Here is a 19,694-nt window from a genome sequence, read left to right on the forward strand (position 1 = left end):
GGGGATTCTGCTCTTGATAGGATCAGCGGCAGTTTAAGACTTTATGTATTGAGTCTTAGATTGCCGCTGTTTTTATTGCCGGACCATCCCTTACCATGTTATTCCCTATCTAACAATAGCCCGATAGAGTAGTTTCGGCGGTATTCACTAAGATGTAAGAAAGAGTTGATGCTTCCATGAACGTTTGAAGGCAAAAAGGTGACCGGAGCCGATTTACTTAAAATTAAAGATATAATAATTCAAAATATCTACGATTTTTATAAGGAGGCACTAACGTAATGGGCATCGATACCGTGCTGTGGAGCAGACTGGTGACAGGCTTGACACTGGGATTCCACGTTATATTCGCAACAATTGGCGTTGGGGTTCCGCTGATGATCGCTATTGCAGAATTCATGGGCATACGCAAAAAAGACCCTCACTACACGCTGATGGCGAAGAGATGGGCCCGTGGGTTTGTCATTTCTGTAGCGGTGGGTGTGGTGACAGGTACAGCGATTTCATTGCAGCTGGCCTTGGTCTGGCCGAATTTCATGAAGCTGGCCGGTAACGTGATTGCGCTCCCGTTATTTATGGAAGTGTTTGCTTTCTTTTTTGAGGCCATCTTCCTGGGCATTTACCTCTATACCTGGGACCGGTTCAAAAAACCGTATATCCACTGGCTCCTTACGATTCCGATTGTTGCCGGTGCCGGGATGTCCGCTGTTTTTATCACGACCGTAAACGGGTTCATGAATCAGCCCGAGGGCTTTGCTATGGCGGGAGGGCAATTCATCGCAGTGAATCCGGTGGAGGCGATGCTGAATACAGCGACGTTCTCCAAGGTGTTCCATGTCTTAAGCTCAGCCTATCTGACCGGAGCTGCACTGCTGGCAGGCATTGCCGCGTTCGCACTCCTGAAGAAGGGTGCCTCCGAATACCATAAAAAAGCGCTGAAGCTGATGATGGCCGTGGTGATGGTGTTTGGACTGCTGAATGCACTTGCTGGAGATACGTCTGCAAAATTTTTGGCGGAGCATCAGCCGGAGAAGCTGGCTGCGGCAGAGTGGCATTTTGAAACGGAAAGCGGGGCAGATCTGATTCTGTTAGGGTGGCTTAACGCAGAGCATGAGGTTCTGGGCGCACTTCACATTCCCAAATTTCTCAGCTTCCTCGCCTTTGGAGATTTTAATGCAGAAGTGACAGGTCTGAATGAATTCCCTGCGGATGAGCGGCCGCCGCTCCTGGTTCACTATTTGTTTGATCTGATGGTCGGTGTAGGGTTCGCACTACTAGGCATTTCGTTCCTGTATTTCCTGTTTGTCTTCTGGAAAAAACGCAATGAGCATAACAAATGGCTGCTTCGCGCGATCGCGTTAGGCGCGCCGCTTGCTTTTCTGGGAGTCGAGCTGGGCTGGTTCTACGCTGAAATCGGTCGGCAGCCCTGGATCTTAAGGGGCTACATGCGTGTAGAAGAGGGGGCTACGACCTCACCGAGCGTAAGAATCCTGTTTTTTGTATTCCTGTTGCTGTACATCCTGTTAGGTACTGTCTGTGTGCTTGTGCTGCGGCGTATGTTCAAGGACAATCCGGCGGAAACCGAGATGGAGAAGTGGAACCAGCCTCCCGGTGACAAATCAACAGGAAAGGGTGAGCACGCAAAATGAGTTATGAGCTGATTGGAATTTCAGTGCTCTGGCTGTTTTTATACGGCTATTTAATTGTGGCCTCCATTGATTTTGGAGCCGGGTTCTTTGCCTTTTATGCCCGGCTGACGAAGCAGGATCATCTGATTAACCGTTTGATCTCCCGCTACTTATCGCCTGTCTGGGAGATTACGAATGTATTTTTCGTCTTTTTTTACATTGGACTTGTCGGCTTCTTCCCGGATACCGCTTATTATTACGGCTCGGCGTTGCTTGTTCCTGGAAGCATTGCGCTTATCCTCATCGCGATCCGTGGTTCGTTCTATGCGTTCGAGAATTACGGCTCCAAAAATAACATCGTATATCTGTTCCTGTACGGCGCTTCGGGCCTGCTGATTCCCGCGTCCTTGTCGGTGGCACTTACCCTGTCGGAAGGCGGCTTTATCTTTAAGCAGGGAGAGACCGTGTCTCTGGATTACTGGGCATTGTTCACTAACCCGTTATCCTGGAGCATTGTGGGCTTGGCGATTGTATCTGTGCTGTTCATCAGCGCCTCCTTTTTGGCCTTTTATGCTTCCCGGGCAGAGGATCAGCCCGCACTGAAGCTTATGCGTACTTATGCGCTGTTCTGGAGCACGCCGACGATTGTTATCGCGCTGACGGCCTTTATTTATCTGGGCCAGCACAATGAGCGGCATTTTCAAAATATGATGGATCTATGGTGGCTGCTTGCGCTGTCCGTTGCTTTCTTCATGCTTGCCATGTGGCTGCTGTACAGCGGACGCCGTTACGGGTTGGCGTTCATAAGCATCATGCTGCAATTTCTCTGCGCCTTCTTCGCATACGGCATCGGGCAGTATCCTTATATTCTGGACCCGTTCATTACGCTGGAGAACAGCATTACTTCACCGGCCATGGGCCTGGCGCTGGTCATTGTGTTCATCGGCGGGATGTGCCTGCTCATTCCTTCCCTGATTCTGGTGTTCAAGCTGTTCCTCTTTGACGCAGATTATGTGAAAGGAAAGAAATAAATGGACAAGACAACAAGCCTGATCGCTGAGCAAATGTCACGGCAACGCAAACGATTGGTTATGCTTGCCATCCTGTCGCTCCTGCTCGGCATTGCGATTGTAAGTCAGGCCGGGCTGCTGGCGGAAGCGGTCCAGCGGGTGTTCGTGGAGAAGGCTTCGTTATCTTCGGTTGCTCTGCTGCTCGCGCTTCTGCTGTCAGTGATGGCGATCCGCACGTTGCTGTTATATGCAAATGGGAAAATAGGCCTAACTATGGCGGCCGCCGCTAAGGCCAATATGCGTTCAGCCGTGCTGCAAAAGCTTACCCGTGCCTCTATGCCTTCAACGCTGCGGGGACAGACGGGGGGAAAGGTCAGTGTGGCGCTGGATGCAGTGGACGAGGCGGACAGCTATTTCAGTCAATACATGCCGCGGATGGTCGAAGCAGCTATTATCCCGGTTCTAATATTGGTGGTTACGTTCATCTTACATGCGAATACGGGCTTCATTCTGCTGTTTACGGCACCATTCATCCCGCTGTTCATGATTCTGGTGGGGCTGCAGACGAAGAATAAATCCGAAGAAAAATATGCGCAGCTTGCCGAATTCTCCGGCACCTTCCTGGATTCGCTCCAGGGGCTTGTGACCTTGAAAATATTCGGACAATCCCGCCGCCAGCAGCAGCAGATTGAGCGCAGCAGCCTGGGGTACCGTGACGCGACCATGGATATTCTGAAGGTTGCCTTTACGAATACCTTTATGCTGGAATCCATCGTTATGCTGAGTATCGGGATTGTTGCCCTTGAATTGGCTATTCAACTGCTCGTATTTAAATCGATGCCGTTCCACACTGCCTTTCTTGTGCTGCTGCTCGTTCCCGAGTTCTTCAACCTGCTCAAGAATACAGGCACTGCTTTTCACAGCGGGCGGACCAGTATGGGGGCGGTCCGTAAGGTGGAGCAGATGCTTGCGGAAATAGGCGGCGGCTCCGGCACACAGCCGGAAGAGGGCCAGCACTCATCAGACAAGCTGCTCCGGATGCCGCCATCCATTGCGCTGGATCAGGTACAGTTCCATTATGCACCCGGTTCATTTGAGCTTAAGGCCGGACCCGTCTCCATAGGATCGGGAGAGCATGTTGCGATTGTCGGTAAAAGCGGCTCTGGCAAAACAACGTTGCTCCATCTCATTGCCGGGCTGCTGAAGCCGGTATCCGGGACCGTGCTGGTGAACGGAAGCCCGCTGACGGAGTGGGAGGAAGACTCATGGTTTGAGCAGGTCAGCTACATTACGCAGCACCCCTATATTTTTGCCGGTACCTTTGCTGAGAATATCGCCATCGGCGCCGGACGTAACGTCTCCAGGGAAGAAATCAGGCAGGCCGCAGAGGAAGCGGGACTTGCAACGCTGGTTGCCGGGCTGGAGCAGGGATTAGATACCTATGTCGGGGAAGGCGGCAGGGGACTGTCGGGAGGAGAAAAGCAGCGGCTTGCTTTAGCGAGGGCATTTCTGAAACGTCCGGCTCTGATCCTGTTCGATGAGCCTACGGTGGGCCTCGACTTGCAGACCGAACAAATCCTGCAAAGCTCCATAACCAAGCTGGCCCAAAAGGCAACGATGATCACAGTCGCGCACCGGTTATATACGATCCGGCAAGCGGATCACATTTTGTTTATGGACCATGGAGTATTGGCGGCGGCAGGACCTCACGAGGAACTCCTTGAACGTGTGCCTCAATATGCCCAGATGGTTGATATGCAGCGAAAAGGAGGATCAGCATGAACGAGCTGGCGATTTTGTCCAAGGCCATGATAGCAGAGCGTAAGGATATTCTCCTGTCGATCCTGGGAGGGTTTATTGCCGGCGCAGCCGGTGTGGCCCTCTTCTCCGCGAGCGGGTATCTGATTTCACAGACGGTTTTTATGCCTCCGCTCTATACCTTGATCGTTCTTACCGCGCTGGTCAAGCTGCTGGGTCTGCTCCGGGCGGCAAGCCGTTACGGAGAACGCCTGTATTCGCACAGAGCAACCTTTTCCATGCTTAGCCGTTTGCGCACAGGCTTTTTTGCCAGGCTGATTCCGTTAACGCCTGGTATCTTGAACAAGAACCGCAGCGGAGATCTGCTGGCGAGGATTGTTGGGGATGTAGAGAGCCTGCAGAATTATTTTTTGCGTGTCGCTTATCCGCCGGTGATCGTCATCACGGTGTTTCTGGCCACCATGGTGTTCAGTGCTTCTTATTCATTCTGGATCGCCTGCTTGTTTGTAACAGGAATGCTGCTAACCGCGTTGGTTGTACCGGGAATCGTATTACTGGGCCAGCGGGCGATTAATGGCCGTGTCCGCAAGCAGCGGGCGCTGCTGTCAACGGAAGTGACCGAGGTCTTGTATGGCTTCCGCGATCTGAAGGTGTACGGGCAATTGCCGCAGCGGGAGCAGCAGCTCCAGGCGGCTTCGGCAGCACTGGCAGCAGAGCAGCAGCGTGCGGCAGGACATTTGCTGCGCGGACAGGCGATGCACACCTTTGTCACCTTTTTTATTTCCTGGGGTGTACTGACGTTAGGAGCCTATCTAATTATGGAAGGTGCGCTGGCCGGCGTATTTCTGGCGATGCTTGTCATGGCCTCACAGACGGTGTTCGAAGAAGCCGCAGCCATGGCTACTATGCCAGCCTATAAGCAAGACAGCGAGCACGCGGCCAAAAGGCTGACTGAAACTGTAGGCACTGCCGGTGACTTACCTGTGCAGCCGGGCCTCATTCTGCCAGCAGACGATGCTGTTTCGGTGGAGCTGTCCTGCGTTACGTTCCAATATGAAGACGAGTGGCGGCCCGCACTGAAGGAAGTATCGCTGCACCTCCCGGCAGGCTCCCGAACGGCCGTGGTCGGACCAAGCGGGTCCGGCAAATCCACGCTGATTGATCTGCTGCTCAAGCTGCGCACACCTGCATCCGGAGAGATACGTTTGGGCGGCATTCCGGTACAAGAGCTGGATGAGTCAGGCATTTGGGAAGCCTCGAATGTCGTCTTACAGCAAGGTCATTTTTTCCGTGGAACAGTCCGTGACAACCTGCTGCTGAATGGAGAAGAACCATCTGACGAAGTATTGTTAGAAGCTCTCGCTAAGGCCCAATTGCCGGATGTGGCTTTAACCGATGTGGTATTCGAGAAAGGAGAGAACCTGTCTGACGGTGAGAAGCAGCGTCTGGCGCTGGCCCGGGTCATGCTCCGCAAAGGGCGGTTGTGGCTGCTGGATGAACCGACCTCTTCGCTGGATTATGTAACGGAAGAGCGCGTATTAACCCGTCTCTACGAGCAGTCTGCCGGAGATACATTACTGCTCATTTGCCACCGGCTTACCGGCCTGGATGGTATGGACAGGATTATCGTCATGGAGCAAGGCAGGGTCATCGAAACAGGTTCATATGCGGAGCTAATGGAGCAAGGGGGCTACTTGTACCGGATGAAGCAGATTGAGCTGCAAATGATTGGAGAGCTATAGACAGAAGGTCTCTATCGCGGGGCGATTATTCATAAATTGATTAACAATGCGACCATCGATAGGGGTTATGCTGCTCACCTTAAGGTGAGCTTTTTTTGGTGAAGAAAGTCACATTTTAATTATGGGATATATGCTATTTTTATCTTGTTAAATGTAAATATTGCCTCTTATACTAATTCTCCCTACTTTATACCTATTCAACCCCGTAAATGGTAATAGTTAATTTTCACCACTTTGAAGTCTACCAATCCCTTGTAAAATGCATGTTTATTCAAAAAAATACATATATAGTTTAATGGAATTTTTTTGTGATTGACAGTCGTAAATGATAAGCATAGTAAAAGGAGCGATAGGTATGAATAAGCAGACAGACAAGCTAGTGGCGATTGTGGGGATGGGCTGCAGGTTCCCGGGAAGCGCAAATAATGTTGAACAGTTCTGGGACATCTTGAAGTCAGGCAAGGATACGATTACGGATATTCCCGAGGATAGATGGAGTATTGAAGAATATTATCATCCCAACAAACAGGTAAAAGGAAAAAGCCACGCCAGGCGCGGAGGATTTATCGATAAGTTTGATCAATTTGATGCAAAGTTCTTTGGAATTAATGCCAGAGAGGCCGATCAGATCGATCCGCAGCAGAGACAAATGCTGGAAATTGTCTGGGAGGCGTTAGAAGACGCAGGAATTAAGCCCGGCAGTCTGAGCGGTTCCCATACCGGTGTGTTTATCGGCGGATTTACTCTCGATTATAAAATCCTGCAATTTGCTGACGCTGCACAAATTGGAACCCATGCTGCAGTAGGAAGCATGATGACGATGTTATCGAATAGAATCTCGTACATATACAATTTAATGGGTCCCTCTCTATCCATAGATACAGCCTGCTCGTCCTCTGTGGTTTCTGTTCATGAAGCCTGCAAAAGCCTGCACAACGGTGAATGCGATCTGGCCTTGGCAGGCGGCATGGAACTGATCTATGCCCCGGAATATTTCATAGCCGAATCCAAAGGCGGATTCTTATCGGTGGACGGAAGCTGCAAGACCTTCGACGCTGCTGCGAACGGTTATGTCAGGGGGGAAGGGGGCGGAATCCTTGTCCTTAAAAGTCTGGAAAAAGCGCTCGAAGACGGCGACTATGTGTATGCCGTGATCAGAGAGAGCCTTGTGAACCAGGATGGAAAAACGAATGGTATTACGGTTCCTAACGGCGAATCACAAAAGATGCTGCTGCAGGATGTATATGCGAGAGCAGGAATTGCCTCCGATGAAGTTCAGTATGTCGAATTGCACGGAACCGGAACAGCACTGGGTGATCCCATTGAAGTCAATGCGGTCGGTGAGTTCTTTGGTGAGCACAGGACTGAAGATAACAGATGTATCATGGCCTCGGTCAAACCGAACATCGGTCATCTGGAGGCAGCCTCCGGCGTAGCATCGGTAATCAAGGCGGCGTGCATTCTTGATCATCGACAGATTGTGCCGCATATCGGGATGAAAGAGCTTAACCCTGAGCTTGATCTGGACAAGCTGAGGCTAAGAATTCCCTTAACCAATGAAAGCTGGCCGCAGGATGGTAAAGATGCCATCGTCGGTGTCAATTCGTTCGGATTTGGCGGAACCAATGCGCACGTGATTTTACAGGGAATAACGGGTGACAGAAAGTACGATGGAACAGTCAACGAAGAACTGCCTCAAGTATTAACCATCTCCGCAAAAACAGAGCAATCCTTAAAGGCTCTTGCCGCAGAATACACTGAATTTCTGAATCATACAGAAGAAAGTTTACCGGATATTTGTTATTCCGCCCTTACCAAACGTGAGAAATTCCCGAAATCCCTTGTGTTATTCGGAGGGAATACACAGGAGATCATTCAGGGTCTGACAGATTATCAGCAGGATACTCTGCCGCAGAATGTGGTTGCGGGCAATGAGGGCAAAGACAAGAGACTGGTGTTTATTTTCACCGGCATGGGTCCTCAATGGTACGCGATGGGACGCGAGCTCTATCATGCGAATACGGTATTCCGCCATACGGTCGAGAAGTGTCACACTGAGTTCTCCCGATACTTGTCCTGGTCATTGCTGGATGAATTCCTGATTCCTGAGGAACAATCCAGCATGCAGTTCACCGAAGTCTCCCAGCCGTTGAATTTTACGGTGCAGGTGGCCTTGGTGGAGATGTGGAAGAGCATGGGGGTCGTCCCGGATCTGATTATCGGACATAGTGTGGGTGAAGTGGCAGGATTGTATGCTGCCGGTGTCTACAGTTTTGAAGATGCGGTCCGGATTTCGTATTACCGCAGTATGCTCCAGCAGCGGCTGACGGGTAAAGGCGGTATGCTTGCGGTTGGCTTGAATGAAGAACAGGCCGCAGAGCTGATTGCTGACAATAACGACAAAGTATCCATTGCGGCAATCAACAGCAACACAAGCGTAACCCTGTCCGGAGATATGGCTTGTCTTACAGAGATCAGCAGCAAGCTTGAAGCTGACGGTGTTTTTAACAAGTTCTTAAGAGTAACGGTACCTTATCATAGTGTGTTTATGAATGAGATTAAATCGGAGCTGCTGGAAGCCCTGCGCGATATTCATCCGCAACCAACCAAAATCAGAACGTATACCACCGGAAATGGCCAGCTGGCGGAAGGGCCGGAGCTGGATAATGAATACTGGTGGCTGAATGTATCCGGTTCCGTGTACTTTGCCAAGGCCATGGAACAGATTTTGGAGGAAGGCTATTCCTGTTTTGTTGAGGTTGGCCCTCATCCGGTACTGGCGAATTCAGTAAGTGAGCTTGCGGGTGAGATGGATCTGGAAGTTCTGATCTCGCCCTCCCTCCGCAGAAATGATCCGGAAATCCCAAGAATGCTTAGAACCTTGTCTGAGCTATTCTGTGCAGGCTATGAAATTGACTGGTCCCGGATCTACAGAGGAACCTTTAAGTATGTGAAGCTGCCACATTATCAGTGGGAGCATGAGAGGTTCTGGAAAGAATCCAAAGAGCATATGAAGAGACGCCTTGGCCAGAAAGAGCATCCTTTTATCGGATACCGCAAGAATAGCGTAGTTCCGGTATGGGAAGCGGAAATCAATGATTATATTATGCCGTTCGTCTCAGACCATTGTGTAAATGGCAGTGTACTGCTGGCCGGGGCCCATTTCATTGAAGCCGCGTTCCAAATGCTCCGTGATTATAGCAAATTAAGCATGGATGAGGTGTATGGTTTATATCATATCCACTTTAAAAGAGCGCTGTTCCTTGATGAGAATAATGCCGGCCACATGTCTATTAACTATGATCCGCAGTATGGTGTGGTGAAGATCGGAAGCCTGGCAGATGGTGATGTATCCAGAACTACCGAGAATTTCCGTGGGGAATTTGTCAGAAAACAGACCTTCCCGGTCAACCGGACAGCCGATCTGGAGGCTCTTAAGCACAGTGCCAAGGAAATTCTGAATCAGGAGGAATGCTACGAGCTGCTGGAGAAAATGAATTTCACCTACGGTCCTATGTTCCAGGGGCTTAAGAAGGTATGGATTAATCATAATGAAGTCCTGGCTGAGATCTGCATGCTGGAGGAGTTAGGCATCCAGGACATGGATAATATCCTGCATCCGGTTATTCTTGATGCTGCCTTTCAGTCGCTACTCGCTAATCAATTTGATGAGCTGAGAGATCACGGGCAAGTTGATATTAAGCTGCCGGATACGGTGGACTCGGTCGTTGTATACGGTAAGACATCCGGTCCATTGCGGGTCCGTTCTATAGTGAAGGAATCCAATAAGGAGTTCATTGCCGGGGATATTGAAATCTATGATGAGCAAGGAAATATTGTTGTCATTGTAGACAACTTTGTGGCCAGATCAGTAGATAAAAGTCCGGAAGATGCCGTGCTTAGCGAGAAGAATCTGAAAGAATGGTTCTATGCCATTGAATGGAAGGCTCAGGAGGCAGAGAACGATGAGCAGCTGATCGCGGCCCGTAATTCGTATACGAACTGGGTTGTGCTGTGTGATGCTTCCGGCATGGGTGACAGGATTGCCGACAACTTAAGCGGCAGAGGCTATAACTGCAAACGGTTCTACGCGGATTATCAGAATCCCGCCAATCACGATGCAGGCAGTGTTATCGTCAGCAATAATCAAGAGGATTATATCAAGCTGATTCAGCACATGGATCAACAGCAGGAATACGGCATTATCCACCTGTGGGGTCTGGACATTTCAAGTCATGACCAGATGGATACGGATGATATTGAGGCTTCCAAGCAGAAGGCGGTCAACAGTATCCGCCATGTTATGAATACTTTGAATGAGCACTCCGTGAAATATCGTACTTGGGCAGTTACCCAAGGGGCAGTCAGTGTTGACGGCAAAGAGCCAGTTGATGTCCTGCAGGGAGCGGCTATCGGTATGTGCAGAGTAATCAGCCACTCCGAGTGCATTGGAAGCTGGGGAGCAAGTATGGATATCGATCATCACCCCGCCTCAGTCGAACTTTTGATCAACGATCTGGAGAACTATACACGTGAAGATCAGCTGGCGTATAGAAACGGTGTCCGTTATGTTGCCAGACTGGAGCATATCTACGATCTGGACGGGAACATCCCGGTAACGATGGCGGACAATAAGATTTATCTGGTCACGGGTGCAATGGGCTCACTCGGGCAAATCACTGTGAATTGGATGTACGAGAAGGGAGCCAGACATTTTGTATTGGTGGGCCGTACTCCGTTCCCTGGTAAAAAAGAAAGAAAAGGGATGGCTTCATCCCATAAGCTGTACAGCCAGGTGCAATTTATCAATGAGCTTGAACGGAAAGGCTGTACCGTTGAAGTAGCCGCGCTGGACATCGCGGATGAAGCAGCAGTCGGGGAGCTTACGCATAGATTGATTCATGAAGAAACCATGCCGGTCGGCGGTGTGATCCATATTGCCGGTGTAGTCAAAGACAAATTAATGATGCAGATGGAGCAACATGAGTTTGATGAGGTCTATGACACCAAAGTTAAAGGCGCCTGGTTATTGAATAAATATCTTGAAGAGGTTGAACTGGACTTTTTCATCATGTATTCATCCACCGGATCGGTTGTCACGGCGGTTGGACAAGTGAATTATGCCGCAGCGAATTCCTTTATGGATTCACTGGCCTGCTACCGCCGCAGTAAAGGCAAAACTGCCTTGAGTCTGGGCTGGGGACCATGGGGTGTAGGGATGGTTAAAGAAAAGAATTTGATTGATCATTATAAATATCAAAGAGGCATGAACCCGATCTACGCAGTGAATGGCATGCAGGCCCTGGAAAGAGTGTTCGGACAACAGCTATGCCATGCGGTAATCGGTGAAGCGGACTGGCCGCTTGCGCTTAATAATTATCCGGGCAAGCCTGCATTGTACAATCACCTCGCCGTGCAAAACGAAGATACTGCCGGGGACATGCAGGAGACCGACTTGTTCAGCATTCTGGCCAAAGCCTCCGGCATGGAAGAAAAATGTGCGGTTATCATGGATTTCTTCGCTGAGATCATCGCTGAGACCATTCATGCCAAGAAGGAAGCACTTGTTCTTGATGAGCCGATCAGTTCAGTTGGAGTGGACTCCATTATAGCTGCGGAGATCAGAAATAAAATAAATAAGAAATGCAGTATAAACATTTCCATTGTTGACCTTCTGGGTGGAATCAGCATTGCTGACTTGGCCGGAAAACACTTCAGTGACATCAACGACCTGATTATTGAAGACGAATCCGAAGCGGACCTGGAGGCTTTATTAAACCAGTTAGAGAATCTGACAGAAGAAGAGGCTGCGCTTCTACTATCTAAATAAAAACGGAAAGGAGGATACAGAAGCATGGAAATATCCGCTCATAATGATGATCTTAGAGACCTCGATATTGCTATTATCGGGATGGACTGCCAGGTTCCGGGAGCAGATAACGTGATGCAGTATTGGGAGAATCTGTGCAACGGAACGGAGTCGCTTACCTTCTTCACCGATGAGGAGCTTCGGGCAGCAGGGATACCGGAAGAACTGCTCACCAATCCGGAGTACAGAAAGTGCGGCTTCAAAATAAATGATATTGAGCAATTTGATGCGGCGTTCTTTGGCTTCACGCCCAGGGAAGCGGCCCTGATGGACCCGCAGCAAAGAATTCTGCTTGAGAGCTCATGGCGGCTGATGGAAAGTGCCGGGTACCAATCGGACCAGTATGCAGGGAAGGTTGGCGTATTCGTCGGGACGGGAACCAGCAAGTATTTATTGAAGAATATTATGTCCAGTATGGATCTGGATTCCACTCCAGAGATCAGACAAATATGGATTGGGAACGATGTTCATTATGCTTCGACCATGATTTCCTACAAGCTGAATCTGAAGGGACCGAGCGTGAACGTGCAGACTGCATGTTCCACTTCCCTGACCGCCGTGGTTCTGGGCTGTCAGGCTCTGCTGAATTATCAATGCGATATGGCCATTGCCGGAGGGAGCTCCCTGTCGCTTCCTCAGGATAGCGGTTATCTCTACATCAAAGGAGAGGTTCTTGCGGAGGACGGACATTGCCGGCCGTTTGATAAAGATTGCAGCGGTTCATTAAGCGGCAGCGGAGTAGGAACCGTGCTGCTGAAAAGATTGGAAGATGCTGTAAACGACCGGGATCATATCATCACTGTCATTAAGGGAGCCGCCTTTAATAATGACGGTTCGGCAAAGGTTGGTTATTCGGCACCAAGCATTGAAGGCGAACGCAATGCGATTAAGAGCGCCCAGATCCTAAGCGAGATCGATGAAGAAACGATTACTTATATTGAGACTCATGGAACAGCGACTCCCATGGGGGACCCCATAGAGATACAAGCACTTACAGAAGCCTTCTCAGAAGCCACGGACAAGCTGAATTTCTGCGCCCTGGGTGCAGTGAAAGCCAATATTGGACATCTGGATTCTGCAGCAGGTACGGCCGGGTTAATCAAAACCAGTCTGATGCTCCAGAAGCAGAAGCTTGTACCCTGCATTAATTATAAAGAAACGAATCCCAACATTGATTTGAAGAACTCCCCTTTCTATGTCAATACCCGTCTGAGAGACTGGAACCCGGATTGCCGGGTAAGAAGAGCGGGCGTCAGCTCGTTTGGCATTGGCGGTACCAATGTTCATGTAGTCCTGGAAGAAGCGATCGACACCCGCAAAGTCGAGAGCCATGAGGAATTCCAATTGCTGCTGCTATCCGCAAAGACAAAGACCGCCTATGAAGAGGTGGCCGGACAATTGCTGGATTTTGTGCAAAATAATAAAGATATTGATTACCGGAATATCCTGTATACGATGAATATTGGAAGAAAGAGACTGCCCTATCGAGGCGGTCTGGTCTGTAACAGCAGAGAAGATCTGATTCATAAATTGGGCGCCAGCCTTCCTGCGGTGAAATCTCCAAATGGGAACGAAAAGGAAATTGTGTTCCTGTTCCCGGGACAAGGCGTGCAGTATGTGAATATGACAAAACAACTGTACGATACGAAGCCTATATTCCGGCATGAGCTGGATAAGTGTTTCGAGATTCTTCAGAAGCAGTTGAACTATGATTTAAGACAGCTTATCTTTGCAGATCAAGCGGATGCTAAGGGTGAGGAGACGCTCACCGAAACCCGGAATACACAGGTTGCTCTATTTGCCGTTGAGTACTGCTTGGCCAAGACTTTGATGCATTGGGGAATTACTCCCAAAGCTCTGCTGGGGCATAGTGTTGGGGAGTACGTAGCCGCTTGTCTGGCCGGGGTATTCTCACTCGAGGATGGTCTTAGATTAATGGTCATGCGGGGCCGGATCATCCAAAGTCTGCCGGCGGGCGAAATGCTGTATGTGAATATGAACGAGCAGGAAGCGCAGGCCTATATTAACGGGAAGGTCTCACTGGCCTTGATTAATTCCGAGAACCGGGTGGTATTGGCCGGGGATAGCGCAGCGCTGCAGGAAGTGGTCGAACAGATTACAGAGCAGCGGGAGTACAGAATTCTTCACACCTCCCATGCTTTTCATTCCTATATGATGCAGGGTGCAGTGGAGGACATGCTGAAGGTGCTTCAGACGGTGACGTTCAACAAGCCGATGATCCCGATCATGTCCAATGTCACGGGAGAGTGGCTGAAGCCGGAAGAGGCGATGAGTGCCGACTATTGGATACAGCATATGCTGGGCACCGTCAGATTTAAAGATGCTGCACTTCATTTGGCACAGAAAAATTATAAATACTTCATCGAAGTGGGTCCGGGAAAAACGCTCTCTGTCTTCATGCAGGATAATTTGAAAGACTACGCGGAGTGCCTATTGTTCCAAACGGTCCGCGGCATTAAGAATACGATGAATGATAATAAATTTCTGGCGGAGTTCGTAAAGAAGGCCTGGATCAGCGGACTAACCATTGATTTTGCAAAATATTACGGAGATGAAATCTTATTCAGAACCCCTTTGCCGACGTATCCTTTTGAAAGGAAGAGACATTGGATTGAAGCTGGCAAGCAGAAGGCTTATGAAGCGGCTGTAAGCAACGGCTGGGATAGGGAGCTTTCAGCAGACAGTGCTGTAGAAGCGGACACGATAGAGTATAACCGGCCGGATATATCGGTGGAATATGAACAGCCTGACAATGCGATTGAAGAGAGTATAGTGGAAATCCTCCAGGATATTATGGGGATCACGCCGATTGGAATCAACGATAACTTCTTTGAGCTTGGCGGACATTCTCTGATGATCACACAAGTCGTCCTGAGAATAAAGGAACTCTATGGGATTGAATTGCAGTTGAAACTGTTTATCGAAGCACCGACTGTCAAGAATGTAGCTGACCTTGTATTGGAAGAGTTGTCAGAAAGCCTCGATTTGGATGCAGTCTAAATATGGACAGATAGAGGTGTGGAGAGATGCAGAACAACGAAAGCGGAAGTGTGAAAAACAGAGTGAATGCCTTATCGGACGCCAAGAGACTGCTGCTGGAGAGTCTCTTGGAGGAACAAAGAAAAAAGAAAAGACAGATCATCCTGCAAGAGAAAGGGCTGCATAGGGTCATCAAGAGAGCACCGGAGTTGACCGTGTTGCCTTCCAACTATATGCAAAAGAAAATTTGGTATGTCGAACAACTCTTCAATGAATCGGTTACGTATAATGTTTCAGGTTATGTGACATTCCATGGCAAGCTTCAAGTGGAGCTTTTGCACAAGGCCTTCAGAACGGTGGTTAAGCAGCAGGAGGTGCTGCGTTCTAAATTCAAGGGAGGACAAGGACAGCTTGAGGTTGAGCTCAGCGAAGATACCGAAGAGCCGGTCTTCAAAAGTTATGATTGCTCCCAGGCAGGGATGGAACTGTCTCCTGATGATATCAGGCAAAGGATGTACACGGAAGGAATACAGCCGTTCCGGTTAGCTGAGGGCAAGCTTATTCGCCTGATCTGTTACAAGCTTAGTGAGACCGAATGGATTGGACAAATTGTTTGGCATCATATTGTATCGGACGGCTATTCAAGCGGCATTTTTATTAGAGAATTGCTTCAACTGTATGAAGCCTATACAGGCGCAAGCATGGCACCTGTAGAGGAACACGCTGTGCAATATTATGATTATGTCATCCACATGAATGACCGGATTGCCAAAGGCGAGTTCGATCATCAGCTTAAGTTCTGGAGGGAACAATTGTCGGGCAGCAGCATGACCTGTATGCTTCCAACGGATTACACGGCCGGTCATGGGCTTACCTATCATGGCGAACGGGTAGCTTTTTCAATCCGCAAGGAGCTGAAAATAAAACTGGAAGCTGCTGCAAAAAAACACGGGGTTACACTGTTTGTATTGTTAATGAGCGCACTCAAAATCATGCTGCATAAATACGTACACCAAAACGATATTATTGTCGGGGTCCCGGTTACCGGCAGAAATGAAGAGGAATGCCAGAGCATCATCGGGTGCTTCCTGAACATGCTGCCGATCCGCAGTACTATTGGTGAAGAGCAACAATTATTCGATTATATCCAGGCGGAGAACGCCCAGGTGATGCAGGCCTTGAAGCATCAGGATTTGCCGTTTGATTTCATAGTAGAGGACTTGAAGGTAGAAAGAGATTTGCTGTCTACCCCGATCTATCAGGTGGTGTTCAGTTATGAGACCCATGCGTTAAAGGATATTACAACAAAGGATTTCTACCTAGAGTTCGAAGAACTGGATTTAAAAACGGCCAAGGTTGATCTGGCGCTGGAAGTCAATGATGACAAGGATGGGTTAAGCGCCTGGTTTGAGTATAAATCGGATAAATTCTCCCGGGAGCGGATTGAAAAGATTAAGGATTATTATCTGAATATTCTGCAATTCATTGCTGAATATGACAATCGGGCCATTGCAAATATTGAAATGATCTCGGAAGAAGAAAAGGATGAGATCCTCTACTCTTTTAACGAAAAGGTTACCGACTATAAGCCACAGACCATCAAGCAGTTATTCGAGACCCAGGCGGCGCTCCGGAAAGAGGCAGTAGCCGTAGTATGCGGCAATGAGAAGATTACCTATAAGGAACTGAATAACCGCAGCAATCAACTGGCACATCATCTGCGGAAAACCGGTGTGGGCTGCGAGAGTCTGGTTGCCATTATGCTGGATAAATCCATTGAGGCCATCATTGCCATACTGGGGGTAACCAAGGCTGGCGGTGCTTATATGCCGGTGGATTTGACTTATCCCCGGGAACGGATGGAGTACATTCTGGAAGACAGCAAAGTCCGGTATATGATAACTTCCGGCATCCATCAGGATTATGCAGGCGTTGAGCAGATTTCAATGGGTGATAAGCGCATTGAGACCGAGTCCACGGACAATCTTGCGGACCACAGTAATCCGGATAATCTTGCTTATGTAATCTATACCTCGGGAACTACAGGTCAGCCCAAAGGCGTGATGGTGGAACACAGCGGCATTGTTAACCTGAGAGATTATTTTTGGAATAAATACAAAGTGACCACGGATGATACGATCCTGCAATTTGCCAATCTTGTTTTTGATGCCTCTGTCTGGGAAATAATTATGGGAATTCTCACAGGTGCAAGACTATGCATCATTACCAAAGAAGTTGCGCTGGATGTGAATCTGCTGGAACTGGAGCTGAAAAGGCATAACGTAACCGTTGCCACCTTGCCTCCGCCATACTGGAATGTAATAGCGGATAGACCCATCGGAATCCGTCTGTTGATCACAGCGGGATCAGCAACAAGCGTCAATCTGGTCGAAAAATTGGCAGAGCCGATTGAATATTTCAATGCGTATGGACCTACCGAGACTACGGTCTGTGCATCGGACTGGCAATACGAAAGGACTGTTCAAATTCCGAATCGAATTCCGATTGGCAAGCCAATCGCCAATATGCAAATCTATATTATGAATTATACTTCCTTATGTGGAAAAGGAATTATCGGAGAATTATGTATAGCAGGAGCAGGCATTGCCCGGGGGTATTTGAACAGGCCGGAACTGACAGCGGAGAAATTTATTGATAATCCCTATGGTCCCGGTAAATTGTACCGGACGGGGGATTATGCTAGCTGGCTGAACGACGGAAATATTGCTTTTACCGGAAGAATAGATAATCAGGTCAAGATCAGGGGACACCGGATCGAAATCGGAGAGATTGAGAGTAAGCTTTCTTCTCATAACAAGGTGATTGAAGCGGTCGTTATCCCGGAGAGTGACCACCAGAGCAATCTTTATCTGGCAGCTTATTTAGTTGTGGATGCAGCAGTGACTCTGACAGAAATCAGAAGCTTTTTGAACGATGGATTACCTTCGTATATGATTCCATCAGCATTTTATACACTTGAGGCCATTCCGCTTAATATGAACGGTAAGCCGGATAACAGCAGATTAGCGTCCTTAGGCCAGCCTATGGAAGCGGAGAACGATTTCGCTGAACCGTCCACAGAGATTGAAAGAACGCTGGAACGAATCTGGTGTGAGGTCTTAGGGGTCCGGCGGGTTAGTATCCGCGATCATTTCTTCGAAATTGGCGGAGACTCCATTATCAGCATGCAGGTTATCGCCAAGGCGGCAGAGGCAGGAATTAAGCTCGAATTAAAGTCTTTTTACGATGATAAATGTATTGAACAAATGGCATTAAAGGCTGAGGCAGTTGAACAAATCTGCTGTGATCAGGGAGAGGTTACAGGTACTTACCAGTTGACACCTATCCAGCAGTGGTTCTTCACCCATAATTTCCCGGAAAATAACCATTGGAATCAGTCTGTAAGCTTTGAATTGAAGGAGACTGTAGATGCCGGGCGATTGAATGAAGCGCTCAATGAAGTGTGCCGGCAGCATGATTTGTTAAGAACCCGCGTACTTCCCGGAACGGCTCCAAGGTATGCGGATATTCTGCCGTTTGCCTACAGTGAACGCTTGAAGACAGTAGAGATTCCAGCTCATGATGACTATGATCAGCGGATGCAGCAGGAATTGGAGGCTTTTCAGCAATCTCTTAATTTGCAAGCGGGAGAAGTATTTAAAGGGCTGCTTATTGTATCCCATACGTTGTCAAGCAGCAGGCTGGTATTGACAGCACATCATCTGGTATGCGACGCGGTGTCCTTCAGGTTCATCGTCGAGGATCTATTGAATGGCTATCAGGCCTTAGCAGATAAGCGGGAAGTCAGACTTCCGCAGAAAACCTCATCCTTCATAAGCTGGAGCAACGCGGCAGAAGCATACGCCGGCAGCCATGAAGCAGTGAGCAAAAAAAAGGAGTGGACAAAAGAAATTGCGGCTCATTCAAGAAAAACCAAAAGAGGCCGCTCCAGCATAGACAATCTTGAAGGAGAAGCAGAGCAATGCCTGTTCTCCTTATCGGAAGAAGATACCGCCAAGCTAATGATTGAAGTGCCTAAGCATTACAGCATTCAGCCTATTGAGGTCATGATTGCCGCCCTGGAAACGATGCTGCATGAATGGGATGGCGCAGACCATACCTTATATCTGGAAAGTCACGGAAGAGATATGCTTGCCGGTCAGGTGGATCTGTCAAGAACGGTAGGCTGGTTTACCAACCTGTATCCTTTGTACTTCTCTGCAGATGATATTTCAACTACTGGAGCTACGTTAAGAAAAGTGAAAGACAGATTAGCTGCCGTGCAGAAGCGTAAGTTCGAGTTCTTGCTTAGTGATGGCCCCCGTGAAGCTATTGATATTGTTTTTAATTACATGGGGCATTTGGATAACAAAACCTTGGAGCATGCACCTTTCCGGCTGATTACCGGCGAACCGCTGTACCCTAGGGGATTGAAGAATACAAGAGTTAGTCTGCTTGAAGTCAACGCGTATATCCGGCAGGACCGCTTAACCTTCGAGTGGGGATATAACCCGAATATCCATTCCGGGGAGCACATCGTGCAGCAGGCAAATGCTTTCACGGATACGCTTAAGGGGATGATCAGCTACTGTATTGAATCTGAGGATGATGGAGTTTCCGCTGCAGATTTTGACGATGTGGATATGGAAGATTTAGATTTCATCCTGGCAAAGTTCAATTAAGGTCACTC

Annotated in this window: 7 protein-coding genes; all 7 read left to right on the forward strand. The window is 48.8% G+C overall.

Annotated elements, in window-relative coordinates:
- Nucleotides 1-278: 278 nt before the first annotated feature.
- The 7 genes from MKX51_RS10455 to MKX51_RS10485 all read left to right on the forward strand — a co-directional run bounded on the left by MKX51_RS10455 (nt 279) and on the right by MKX51_RS10485 (nt 19,686).
- The gene (locus MKX51_RS10455) at nt 279-1,646 is read left to right on the forward strand and encodes a cytochrome ubiquinol oxidase subunit I (RefSeq protein WP_340992284.1); all 1,368 of its coding nucleotides are present in this window, start codon (nt 279-281) and stop codon (nt 1,644-1,646) included.
- Complete coding sequence (locus tag MKX51_RS10460; RefSeq protein ID WP_340941831.1) at nt 1,643-2,656, forward strand: cytochrome d ubiquinol oxidase subunit II; 1,014 nt, start codon at nt 1,643-1,645, stop codon at nt 2,654-2,656. Before MKX51_RS10455 ends, MKX51_RS10460 begins: the two co-directional genes overlap by 4 nt.
- Nucleotides 2,657-4,417, forward strand: a complete 1,761-nt coding sequence (cydD, locus tag MKX51_RS10465) for a thiol reductant ABC exporter subunit CydD (protein WP_340992285.1) — start codon at nt 2,657-2,659, stop codon at nt 4,415-4,417.
- Nucleotides 4,414-6,135 (forward strand): thiol reductant ABC exporter subunit CydC, encoded by a 1,722-nt coding sequence (cydC, locus tag MKX51_RS10470; protein WP_340992286.1) that lies wholly within the window; start codon nt 4,414-4,416, stop codon nt 6,133-6,135. Before cydD ends, cydC begins: the two co-directional genes overlap by 4 nt.
- Before the next feature lie 355 nt (nt 6,136-6,490).
- Nucleotides 6,491-11,965 carry a type I polyketide synthase gene (locus MKX51_RS10475; protein ID WP_340992287.1) on the forward strand — a complete coding sequence of 1,825 codons (5,475 nt, stop codon included), beginning with the start codon at nt 6,491-6,493 and terminating at the stop codon, nt 11,963-11,965.
- Between the two features lie 24 nt (nt 11,966-11,989).
- Nucleotides 11,990-15,025: a type I polyketide synthase gene (locus MKX51_RS10480; protein WP_340992288.1), complete on the forward strand. Its 3,036-nt coding sequence runs from the start codon at nt 11,990-11,992 to the stop codon at nt 15,023-15,025.
- 26 nt (nt 15,026-15,051) lie between these two features.
- Nucleotides 15,052-19,686 carry an amino acid adenylation domain-containing protein gene (locus MKX51_RS10485; protein ID WP_340992289.1) on the forward strand — a complete coding sequence of 1,545 codons (4,635 nt, stop codon included), beginning with the start codon at nt 15,052-15,054 and terminating at the stop codon, nt 19,684-19,686.
- Nucleotides 19,687-19,694 lie beyond the last annotated feature (8 nt).

Origin of the sequence: Paenibacillus sp. FSL M7-0420, assembly GCF_038002345.1 — a bacterium.
Lineage (GTDB): Bacteria > Bacillota > Bacilli > Paenibacillales > Paenibacillaceae > Paenibacillus_AQ.